Origin of the sequence: Kitasatospora sp. MBT66, from assembly GCF_000710405.2 — a bacterium.
In the GTDB taxonomy this organism is placed as follows: domain Bacteria; phylum Actinomycetota; class Actinomycetes; order Streptomycetales; family Streptomycetaceae; genus Kitasatospora; species Kitasatospora purpeofusca.
On sequence record NZ_JAIY01000006.1, the window covers coordinates 1,279,122 to 1,289,567 of the forward strand.

Here is a 10,446-nt window from a genome sequence, read left to right on the forward strand (position 1 = left end):
CCTCGACCGGGTGCGGCTCTCCCGGACCGCCGACGCGGCCTGGCTGTCGCTGTACCGGCGGGCGGGCGGCGGCCCGGCGGTGGAGGAGGCCGCCCTGCGGGTGGTCGGCGGCGGGCCGTCGGTCTGGTTCGCCACTGTGCCGGGCGCCGGTCCCGACCGGGCGCCGCTGGCCGTCGGACGCTGCGTCGTCGACGGGCCGTGGGCCGGTTTCGGCGCGGTCGAGGTCGCCGCGGACGCCCGCCGGTCCGGACTGGCCACCGCGGTCATGGCGGTGCTCGCGGCCCGGGCCGCCGAGGAGGGCGCCGGCGGCGGGTACTTGCAGGTCGAGGCGGAGAACTCCGGGGCGATCGCGCTCTATGACGGCCTGGGCTTCACGACCAGTCACACTTACCAGTACGCACTCCTGCCGCAGGGGTAGGAGTCCCGGCCGCTCCCCCGCGCGTCCCTCCCCGTCCGCCCGTCCGTACGAAAGCCGCCGCCACCGCCGTGACCGAGCAGAGCAGAGCACGCTTCCGGACCGAGGCCAGGGCCGAGCACCCCGATCCGGTGCTGCTCTGCGTGCTCGCGGCCGCCGAACACACCCCCGCCCCCGACCCCTCGGACCCGGACGGCCTCGACGGCCCGCCCGCGCCCGACGCCCTGCTCGCCGCCTGCGAGGCGGCGCTGGAACGGCACGCGGCCGCCGTACGGCGCGCCGTCGCCGAACGCGCCCCGGCCGGACCGGAGGAGACCGCGGCGCTGCTGGCCGCCGTCCTCGGCGGGCGCGAGCGGTTCCACGGGCGGAAGTCCGACTACCGGCGGCTGGAGTCCTCGCTGCTGCCGGAGGTGCTGCGGCGGCGCCGCGGACTGCCGATCATGCTGTCGCTGGTCTGGTGGGCGGTCGCCCGCAGGGCCGGGCTCACCGTGCACGGGGTCGCCCTGCCCGGCCACTTCGTCGTCGCGGTCGGCGGGCCCGCCGGCGGCGAGGACTACGTGCTGGCCGACCCCTTCCACGGCGGCCGGCTGCTCGACCTCGACGGGGTGGCCGACCTGGTGCACGCCGCCGGACACGAGTTCACGCCCGAACTGCTCACCCCCGCGCAGCCGCTGGACGTCGTGCTGCGGGTGCTCGGCAACATCCGCGGCTGGGCCGCCGACCGGCCCGAGCACGCCCGCACCCAGCTCTGGGCCACCGAACTCGCCCTGCTGCTCCCCCGCCACCCCGCCCAACTCCGGCTCGAACGCGCCGAACTGCTGGTGCGCACCGGCGACTTCCTGGGCGGGGCCGGGGAGATGGACGAGTACGCCGCGATCCTGGACGCCTTCGACCCCGATTCCGCCGCCAAGGTCCGCCAGGAGGCCCGCGCCGCCCGCCACCGGCTCAACTGAGCCGGGGCCCGGGAACGATCGGCAGGACCGGGTCTACAGCCAGCCCTTCTCGCGGGCGATCCGGACCGCCTCGGTGCGGTTGCGGGCCTCGGTCTTCTGGATCGCCATCGAGAGGTAGTTGCGCACCGTGCCCTCGGACAGGTGCAGCCGCCGGGCGATGTCCGCGTTCACCGCGCCGTCCGCGGCGGCCGCCAGCACGTCCCGCTCCCGGGCGGTCAGCGGGTTGGCCCCCTCGGCGAGCGCCGCCGCGGCCAGGACCGGGTCGATCACCCGCTCGCCGCGCAGGACCCGGCGGATGGCCTCGGCCAGCTCGGCGGCGGGCGCGTCCTTCACCAGGAAGGCGTCCGCGCCGGACTCCATCGCCCGCCGCAGGTAGCCGGGGCGGCCGAAGGTCGTCGCGATCACCACCTTGGTCTGCGGCCGCCGCTGCCGCAGCAGCGCAGCGGCCTCGATCCCGGTCATCCCCGGCATCTCGATGTCCAGCACCGCCACCTGCACGTCGTGCGCGACCGCGGCGTCCAGCACCTCGTCCCCCCGCCCGACCTGGGCGACGACGTCGATGTCCCCCTCCAGCCCGAGCAGCGCGGCGAGCGCCTCCCGGACCATCCCCTGGTCCTCCGCCAACAGCACCCGCACCGAGGGCCGGTCGCCCTGATTGTCACTCATGCCGCCCGACCCTACGGCGTCCCCGTCCCGACGGGGGACGGAGGTCAGCGGGGGTGCTCCAGGGCGCCGGCGGGGGCCGCCCCCCGGGCCGACGTGCCCGCCTCGGTGAACGCGGCGCAGAGCAGCAGGGAGAGGAAGAGCACGGTGAGGACCGCCAGCACGGACTTCGGCATGTCTGCCATGCTGCCCGCCCGCGCCGCCCGGCGCCCGCGCGGCGGGGCGCCGGGGTTACGGGGGGCGGCGGGGTCACGGCGACGCCGCCGCGCCGACCGGTCGGCTACGGGGCGGGGACGGAGGCCGTCCGCAGCGGCACCAGGGCCCGCAGGCGGAAGCCCCGGCCCCGCTCGCCCGGCCCGGTCTCCAGCCGGCCGCCGACCAGGGCGAGCCGCTCCTCCAGCCCGGAGAGGCCGTTGCCGGGCTGGGACTTGCCCGGGCCGCGCCCGTCGTCGGTGACCTCCAGGACGGCGTAGCGCTCGCCGTTCCCCTCCCAGGTCTCGTCGGACCGCACGGTGCAGACGGTGGCGCCCTCGCCGTGCCGGACGATGTTGGTGACCGCCTCGCGCAGCGCCCAGGCGAGCGCGCCGGCCTCCTCGGCGGCCAGCCCCGGCCAGGCGTCGAGCAGCTCCGGCGCGGTCTCCAGGGTGACCTGGGCGGCGGCCAGCGCGGTGCGGGCGGCGGCCAGCTCGACCGGCAGGGTGGGGCGGCGGAAGCCGGTGACCGCCTCCCGGACGTCGATCAGCGACTGCCGGGCGACGTTCTCGATGTCGGCGACCTGCGCCCGCGCCGCCTCGTCCTTGCCGGCGTCCATGAACCGGCCAGCCAGCTCGCTCTTCAGGGTGATCAGCGACAGCGAGTGCCCGAGCAGGTCGTGCAGGTCCCGGGCGAGCCGCAGCCGCTCCTCGGAGGCGGCCAGGTGCGCGACGGCGGCCCTGGCCTCGCGCAGCTCCTTCATGGTGCCGACCAGGCGCTGCAGGCCGCTCATCGCGGCGCCCGCGAGGAAGGCGCTGAGCGTGAAGGTCCACACGTTGTCCATGTCCGCGTGGGCCAGCAGGCCGACCCCGGCGGTGAGCACCGCCATGGCGAGCAGCGCGCGCAGGGCGTAGCGGGCCGGGCTGATGATCGCGACGCACACCGCGGCGTAGATGAACAGGGACAGGAAGGCGGTGCCGAGCACGAAGGTGGACGCCACGGCGAGCGCCACCATCGTGGCGACGATCGCCCGGCAGGTCCGCGGCCGCATCCCGGGCATCGAGCGGAAGACCACCAGCAGGACGTAGCCGGCGACGAAGGCCGCCAGGCAGATCCAGCCGAGTACCCGGGCACCCGCGCTGTGACCGCCGTTCAGCAGGTCGCCCACCGGGTAGGCCAGGTAGATCATCCACAGCAGCATCCAGGCGACCTTCACCAGCAGCTGCCGCCCGCTCTCCACCGAGGCGCCCGGGATGTTCATGAACGACGAGCGCGCCGGCCCCGCCTCCGGCTGTTCGTCGGTGCGGTGGGTCCGGTACGGCTCGCTCATGTCGATCATCATGCCTGCCGGGTGTCGCGTCGGTACAGGGCCGCCGCGGCGGCGACGAACACCGCGAGGAAGGCCGCCAGCCCGGCGACGGCGACGGTGTCCAGGGAGTGCCCGGGCTGGGTGAAGGTGGCCAGCCGGTTGTACAGGTAGACCGGGTTGAAGCGGGCGAAGGACTCCAGCGAGCCGCTCACCGGGAACCACGTCCCGCCGAACAGGGCCATCGCCATGTAGGCGATCATCACGATGCTCTGCACCGAGTCCGGCGCCGCCGCGTAGCCGAGCGCCACCCCGAGTGCCGCGAAGACGAAGCTGCCCAGCCACAGGGCGGCGACCAGGCCGACCCACTGCCCGGCCGTCAGCGAGACGCCCTGGCTCGCGCCGACCGCGAACACCACCAGGATCGCGGGCAGGGTGGTCACGGCGGCGGCGGCGATCTTGCCGACGGTGTACGCCCGGCCGGGCAGCGCGGTCAGCCGCAGCTGACGCACCCAGCCGCTCTTGCGCTCCAGCGAGATCCGCTGCGCGCTGCCGGTCAGCACCGCGCCGACCGCGCCGAAGGTGGCCATCGAGACCATGAAGTAGGTCTTCACCGGGAGGCCGCCGGCCAGCTTGTCCGCGCTGTAGGCGTGGATGAAGAAGAAGTACATCAGCGCCGGGTAGGCGATCGTGAAGAGCACGTAGCGGCGGTTGCGGAAGGTCCGCAGGATCTCCAGCCGGATCAGGGTGGTCATCGCGCACGCTCCAGCACGTTCTCGGTGGACTCGGTGGACTCGGTGGACTCGGCGGCGTCCTGCTCGCCGGTGATGGTCAGGAAGGCCTGCTCCAGGCCCAGTCCGGTGACCTCCAGACCGCGCGGGTACAGGCCCGCCCGGTAGACGGCCGCGACGGCGGCGTCCGCGTCGGCGGTGCGGATCCGCACCGTCCGCACGCCCGGGACGCGGGCCGCGACCTCCAGGCCCTGCACACCGGGCAGCCGGCGCAGCGGTGCCTCGTCGAACGGGCCGTCCGCCTCGTGCAGCTCGAAGGTGATCCGGCGGGCACCCGCCCGGGCCTTGATCTCGGCCGAGCTGCCGTCGGCGATCAGCCGGCCCCGGTGCAGGACGAGGACGCGGTCGGCGATCGAGTCGGCCTCCTCCAGGTAGTGGGTGGCGAACAGCACCGTGCGGCCGGCGTCGGCCTGGGCCCGCATGCTCGCCCAGAAGGACTGCCGGACCGAGACGTCCATACCGGTGGTGGGCTCGTCCAGCACGATCAGGTCGTTGGCCCCGGCGATGGCGAGGGCGAAGCGGACCCGCTGCTCCTGGCCGCCGGAGAGCTTGTCGACGCGGCGTTCGGCGAGCTCGGTGACACCCGCGTCCTCGAGCACCTCGGCGACGGACCGGCCGCGCGGGTGGACCTCGCAGGCGAGCCGCACCAGTTCGCGGACCTTGACGTCGGTCATCAGGCCGCCGCTCTGCAGCATGGCGCCGACCCGGCCGGCCTCGATCGCGGCACGCGGGCGGCCGCCGAACAGTGTGACGCTGCCCCGGTCGGGCTCGCGCAGGCCGAGCAGCAGGTCGAGGCTGCTGGACTTGCCGGCCCCGTTCGGGCCGAGCAGGGCGACGGTCTCGCCCGGCCGCAGCACCAGGTCCAGGCCGTCCACGGCCCGTACCCGTCCGTAGCTCTTGCCGACGCCCCTGAAGGCGGCGACCTCTCCCGTGTCCATCGTCGCGGTCCTCTCCCCTGCCGGTGGTGTCCTTCGCACCACCTCAGAGTCCCGCGCGGCCGGGGTCCGGCGGCAGTAACCGCCGTCGTGCGTTCGGCATGACGGATGTCATGCCGAACGCACGCACCGGGCGGCGTCCCGGGAGGGCCTGTCGGTGGCCGGGGCTACGGTGTGGCCACATCGAGGCCGGACAGATCGACCCCGTGCGGGTACACGCGGCCGAGGGGGAGCGGGATGGGTATGCCCCGGCACCGCTCGTCCGCGGGCCCGGGTTCCCTGCTCCGGCTCCGCTCCCCCTCCCTCCCGCCGGCCCGCTCCTCCGGCGGGCAGCCGCTGTCAGCCGCCGAGCGACTTCTTCACGAAGTCGACCTGGAGCAGCAGCAGGTTCTCCGCGACCTCCTCCTGCGGCGTCATGTGGGTGACGCCGGAGAGCGGCAGCACGGTGTGCGGGCGCCCGGCGGCGAGCAGCGCCGAGGAGAGCCGCAGGGTGTGCGCGGCCACCACGTTGTCGTCGGCGAGACCGTGGATGATCATCAGCGGCCGCTCCAGACCGGCCGCGTAGCCGGTCAGCGAGTTGGCCTCGTACACCTCGGGCCGCTCGTCCGGGTGGCCCAGGTAGCGCTCGGTGTAGTGGGTGTCGTAGAGCCGCCAGTCGGTGACGGGCGCGCCCGCGACCGCCGCGTGGAAGACGTCCGGGCGGCGCAGCACGGCGAGCGCGGCCAGGTAGCCGCCGTACGACCAGCCGCGGATCGCGACCCGGTCGAGGTCCAGCGGGAACTCCTCGGCGAGCGCCCGCAGCGCGTCCACCTGGTCGTCCAGGGTGGCCCCGGCGAAGTCGAAGGCGATCGACTTCTCCCAGGCCGGGCCGCGTCCGGGGGTGCCCCGGCCGTCGGCGACGACGACCGCGAAGCCCTGGTCGGCGAACCACTGGGAGTTCAGGTGCGGGTTGTGCGCCTGGACGACGCGCTGGCCGTGCGGGCCGCCGTACGGGTCCATCAGGACGGGCAGCAGGCCGTCCCGCTCCCGGTCGTAGCCGGTGGGCAGGAAGACCGCGGCCGGGATCCGGCGCTCGCCCGCGAAGCGGAACACCGGCCGGGCCGTGATCACCGGGGTCTCGGCGTAGGAGGCGACGGTGGCGATGTCGTCCACCGCGACGCCCTCGGGCAGGTCCCGGGAGACCCGCACCAGGGTGCCGGGCAGGTCCGGCTCGGCGGTGGCCCGCACGGTGATGCCGGCCGCGTGCACGGCGGTGGTGACGGAGGTGAACGGGCGGCCGTTGGCGGCCTCCCAGGAAAGCCGCTTGCCGTCGTGGCCGATCCGGCCGACGGCGACCCAGCCGGGCTCGGGGTCGGTCTCGGCGGCGCCGCCGGAGGCGGTGAACAGGACCTCCTCGGCGGTGACCGCGAGCACCGAGCGCAGGTGCAGGTCGGGGCCGGTGACGGTCTGCTCGCCGATCACCAGGGCGCGGGCGCCGGACTCGTCGGAGATCCGGACCAGCTTGCCGTCCGGGGTCCAGGCCGGGACGCCCGTGAACAGCTCCAGCCAGGCGTCGTCCCGCTCCTCGTGCAGCAGTTCGGTGGCGCCGGTGGCGGTGTCGAGGCCGAGGATCCGCTGCGCCCGCTGGTCGCGGGACTGGACCAGCAGCAGCGGCACACCGCCCTGGGACCAGTGCACCCGGGCCAGGTAGGGGAAGGACTCGCGGTCCCAGACCACCTCGGTGCGGCTGCCGTCCAGGCCGAACAGCCAGAGGCCGACCTCGGCGTCCGGGGTGCCGGCGGCCGGGTAGGCGACCTCGGCGGGCTCGCGGTCCGGGTTGGCCGGGTCGGCGATCCACCAGCGGTGCACCGGGGTGTCGTCGGCCCGCTCGACCAGCAGCCGGTCGCTGTCGGGGGACCACCAGTGGCCCCGGTCGCGGTCCATCTCCTCCTGGGCGATGAACTCGGCCTGGCCCCAGGTCACGTTCGGGCCCTCGGGCGAGACGAGGGCCCGGTCGCCGCTGCCGTCGGTACGGGTGAGCCGCAGCTCGCCGGCGGTGTTGGCGTAGGCGACGTGGACGCCGTCCGGGGAGAGCCGCGGGTCGACCAGCGGGCCCTCGGCGGGCAGCTCGGTGGCGGTGCCGGCGACCAGGTCGGCGACGAACAGCCGGCCGGAGAGGGCGAAGGCCGCGAGCCGGCCCGCGCCGTCCAGGGCGTAGCCGACGATGCCGGCCGAACCCTCGCGGCTGCGCTCGCGGCGGGCCTTCTCCGCCGGGGAGAGGTCCTCCTCGCCACCGCCGAGCAGGACGGCCGGGTCGGCGGCGATCCGCTCCTCGCCGGTGGCGGTGTCGAGGGTCCAGAGCAGGTTGGCGCGGTCGCCCCCGGAGGGCGAGCGCAGGAAGACGACCCGGGATCCGTCGGGTGCGACGGAGAACGACCGGGGAGCGCCGACGGTGTAGCGCAGGGTGCGCGCGTACTGCCTCGGGAAGGTGTCCGCTGGGGTGTGGGTGGTCATGGCACCAGACCCTATGACGCCGCCGCGCCGGTGGTGATCACTCGTTCGGAGCATCGTGCGCAAGTACGCCCGGAAGGGGGTCGCACCCCCTCCGACCGGCCCATGCGCCCCATGAGTGCGACTGTGCCCCGGGGTGTGCGGCCTCACTCAACGTAATGTCCGCCTCACTCATCGGGTATGACTGGTCCACGAGTGATCGTCGGGCCCCGTCCCGGGCCGCCGGTCGCCCGACCGCAAGTCCCGCACGGTACGACCGCCGCCCCTCCCCGGGAGGAGCGGCGCACCCGGAAGGGGTGTGAGCCGCCATGGCCCTGTCCATCTCCGCCGCCATGCTGATGCTGGTCATCGTGGTGGTGCTGATCCGCCGCTCCGGCCTGAAGCTCGCGCACGCGATCGTCTGCGCGCTGCTCGGCTTCTACCTGGCGTCCAGCTCCATCGCCCCCTCGATCAGCCAGGTCACCAGCAACCTCGCCGGAATGATCAACGGCCTCAAGCTCTGACCCCCACCGTGCGGTGGCTAGGCTTCCTCCTATGACCGCGACTACCGGACGCCGCCTGCTCCTGGTGCACGCGCACCCCGACGACGAGTCGATCAACAACGGCGCCACGATGGCCCGGTACGCCGCCGAGGGCGCCCACGTCACCCTGGTGACCTGCACCCTCGGCGAGGGCGGCGAGGTGATCCCGCCCGAGCTGGCCCACCTGACGGCCGATCGGGAGGACGCCCTCGGCGCCCACCGGATCGGCGAGCTGACGCGGGCGATGGCCGAGCTCGGGGTCACCGACTTCCGCTTCCTCGGCGGCCCGGGGCGCTACCGCGACTCCGGGATGATGGGCGTGCCCGACAACGACGTGCCCGGCTGCTTCTGGCGGGCCGACGTGGACGAGGCCGCCGACCGGCTGGCCGCGGTGGTCCGGGAGGTGCGCCCGCAGGTGCTGGTCACCTACGACGAGGACGGCGGCTACGGGCACCCCGACCACATCCAGGCGCACCGGGTCGCGATGCGCGCGTACGAGCTGGCCGCCGACCCGGCCCACCGGCCCGACCTCGGCCCGGCCTGGCGGATCGCCAAGGTCTACTGGAACCGGGTGCCCCGGTCGGTGATCGAGCGGGGCCTCGCCGAGACCGCCGAGAAGGCGCCGTTCCCGGGCGTGGCACAGGCCGCCGACGTCCCCGGGGTGGTGGCCGACGAACTGGTCACCACCGTGCTGGACGGCACCGCGTACACCGGCCGCAAGGCCGCCGCGATGGCCGCGCACGCCACCCAGATCACCGTGGACGGCGCGTTCTTCGCGCTCTCCAACGACCTCGGCCAGCCGCTGCTCGCCACCGAGTACTACCAGCTGGCACGCGGCCGGGCCGGGTCGCGGCTGCCGGAGGACGACCTCTTCGCCGGCACCGAGGACCCCGCCGGCGCCGAGGCCCCCACCGCCACCTCCGAGGAGCCCGTCCGATGACCGCGACCGACGCCCGGCCCGCGCGCCGTTCGATCCCGGCGGCGCTGCTCGGCAGCCGGGAGGAGCGGCTGAAGGAGTCCCAGCCCCCGCGCACGGCACGGATCGCGGCTTATGTCCTGTTCTTCCTGCTGGGCATCGCGGTGTCGATCTGCGGAGCATTTGTGCAGGCCTTGTGGCCGCCCGTGGGAGTCCTGCTGGCGCTCGCCGCCACCGCCGCGACCTTCTACGGCGGCCTGCGGGTGACCGGCACCCGGCTCGGCGCGGGGATCCCGGCGGCCGGCTGGTTCCTGGCCCTGCTGCTGGTGATGGTTCCCCGCCCGGAGGGGGACAACGTGCTCTGGACCAATGCCACGTCGCTCTGCTGGCTGTTCGTCGGCTCGATCCTGGGCGTGATCTGTGCCACCCTGCCGACCCGGACCAGCTGGTTCCCCGGCGTTCCGGGGCCGCCGCGCCGCCCCTGAGGGGGACCCGCGTACGGTGGCCGGTACGACGGGCAGTCAAGACCGTCCGGTCGTACTCTCATACCGGAGGAACCGGACGTATCGGGATCTGTCCGAACCGGTTCACCGGCCGGTTCTTCCCAGTATGGTGGTGCCGCAGAACGCCGTACCCGACGCCGCCCGCCTGGTCCGGCGCCGACAACCGCGGTCGCGCCGCACGGCCCGGCCCGCGAACCCGGAGCAGAGCAGCATTGAGCAGCCGCGAATCTGACAACGCCCACCCGACGCCTCGGCGCACGGGACCGGACGCCTACCCGTCGGGCACCCCGCCCTACGGCACACCGGGTTTCCCCGGCGGCGACCGCGCGGGTGCCGGCGCCGCCGCCAAGGGCTCGGCTCCGGAGGGCGAGGACGACAGCCCGAAGACCGAGACCACCCTCACCACCCGCGTCCGGATCAACATCCCCGGCTCGCGTCCGATCCCGCCGGTGGTGGTGCGCAGCACGGTCAAGAACGAGGACGGCCCCGGCGAGGAGGCCCCCGCGCCCGCCGCCGAGCCGGCCGGGCCCCGCCACCGGTCCGCCGCACCCGCCTCCCCGGTGCTCGGCGTGATGGACGGCGGCGGCCGCTCCACCCCGCCGGACCTGCCGCCGGAGTGGCAGATCCCGCCGGCCACCTCCGAGGCCGAGTCCACCGGCGCCTGGTTCCGCCCCCGGCAGAAGAAGGCCGCTCCCGGCGAGGGCTCCGCCCCGGCCGCGGTGCCGGCCGGCGCTCCCGCTCCCGCCGCCGCGACGGCGGCC

11 protein-coding genes and 1 pseudogene are annotated in these 10,446 nt (G+C 75.0%); 6 read left to right on the forward strand and 6 right to left on the reverse strand.

Annotated elements, in window-relative coordinates:
* Nucleotides 1-418 (forward strand): GNAT family N-acetyltransferase (locus BI06_RS53635; protein WP_233290179.1); only part of this gene is annotated, 418 nt, incomplete at its 5' end.
* 68 nt (nt 419-486) lie between these two features.
* The gene (locus BI06_RS48140; protein ID WP_043469142.1) at nt 487-1,368 is read left to right on the forward strand and encodes a transglutaminase-like domain-containing protein; all 882 of its coding nucleotides are present in this window, start codon (nt 487-489) and stop codon (nt 1,366-1,368) included.
* Between the two features lie 33 nt (nt 1,369-1,401).
* On the opposite strand, the gene BI06_RS18155 is transcribed toward BI06_RS48140, so the two are convergent.
* The 6 genes from BI06_RS18155 to BI06_RS18175 all read right to left on the reverse strand — a co-directional run bounded on the left by BI06_RS18155 (nt 1,402) and on the right by BI06_RS18175 (nt 7,748).
* Complete coding sequence (locus BI06_RS18155) at nt 1,402-2,034, reverse strand: response regulator transcription factor (protein ID WP_030397140.1); 633 nt, start codon at nt 2,032-2,034, stop codon at nt 1,402-1,404.
* Between the two features lie 44 nt (nt 2,035-2,078).
* Nucleotides 2,079-2,207 carry a hypothetical protein gene (locus BI06_RS54725; protein ID WP_255360226.1) on the reverse strand — a complete coding sequence of 43 codons (129 nt, stop codon included), beginning with the start codon at nt 2,205-2,207 and terminating at the stop codon, nt 2,079-2,081.
* A 104-nt stretch (nt 2,208-2,311) separates the two neighbouring features.
* Nucleotides 2,312-3,553, reverse strand: a complete 1,242-nt coding sequence (locus BI06_RS18160; RefSeq protein WP_043469887.1) for a histidine kinase — start codon at nt 3,551-3,553, stop codon at nt 2,312-2,314.
* 8 nt (nt 3,554-3,561) lie between these two features.
* The gene (locus BI06_RS18165) at nt 3,562-4,284 is read right to left on the reverse strand and encodes an ABC transporter permease (protein ID WP_030397138.1); all 723 of its coding nucleotides are present in this window, start codon (nt 4,282-4,284) and stop codon (nt 3,562-3,564) included.
* Entirely contained in the window at nt 4,281-5,258 is a 978-nt protein-coding gene (locus BI06_RS18170) for an ABC transporter ATP-binding protein (RefSeq protein ID WP_043469145.1), read from the reverse strand. Before BI06_RS18170 ends, BI06_RS18165 begins: the two co-directional genes overlap by 4 nt.
* A gap of 336 nt (nt 5,259-5,594) precedes the next feature.
* A complete protein-coding gene (locus BI06_RS18175) occupies nt 5,595-7,748 on the reverse strand; it encodes a prolyl oligopeptidase family serine peptidase (RefSeq protein WP_030397136.1) in 2,154 nt (717 codons plus the stop codon).
* Between the two features lie 305 nt (nt 7,749-8,053).
* On the opposite strand from BI06_RS18175, the gene BI06_RS18180 reads away from it, so the two are divergent.
* From BI06_RS18180 to BI06_RS53640, 4 genes and pseudogenes are all read left to right on the forward strand, one after another.
* On the forward strand, nt 8,054-8,248 hold the full coding sequence (locus BI06_RS18180; RefSeq protein WP_030307746.1) for a DUF2304 family protein: 195 nt from the start codon (nt 8,054-8,056) through the stop codon (nt 8,246-8,248).
* A gap of 31 nt (nt 8,249-8,279) precedes the next feature.
* The gene (gene mshB / locus BI06_RS18185; RefSeq protein ID WP_030397135.1) at nt 8,280-9,206 is read left to right on the forward strand and encodes an N-acetyl-1-D-myo-inositol-2-amino-2-deoxy-alpha-D-glucopyranoside deacetylase; all 927 of its coding nucleotides are present in this window, start codon (nt 8,280-8,282) and stop codon (nt 9,204-9,206) included.
* A complete protein-coding gene (locus BI06_RS18190) occupies nt 9,203-9,667 on the forward strand; it encodes a DUF6113 family protein (protein WP_233290180.1) in 465 nt (154 codons plus the stop codon). Before mshB ends, BI06_RS18190 begins: the two co-directional genes overlap by 4 nt.
* A gap of 230 nt (nt 9,668-9,897) precedes the next feature.
* Nucleotides 9,898-10,446, forward strand: a pseudogene (locus tag BI06_RS53640) (hypothetical protein); the annotation flags it as partial.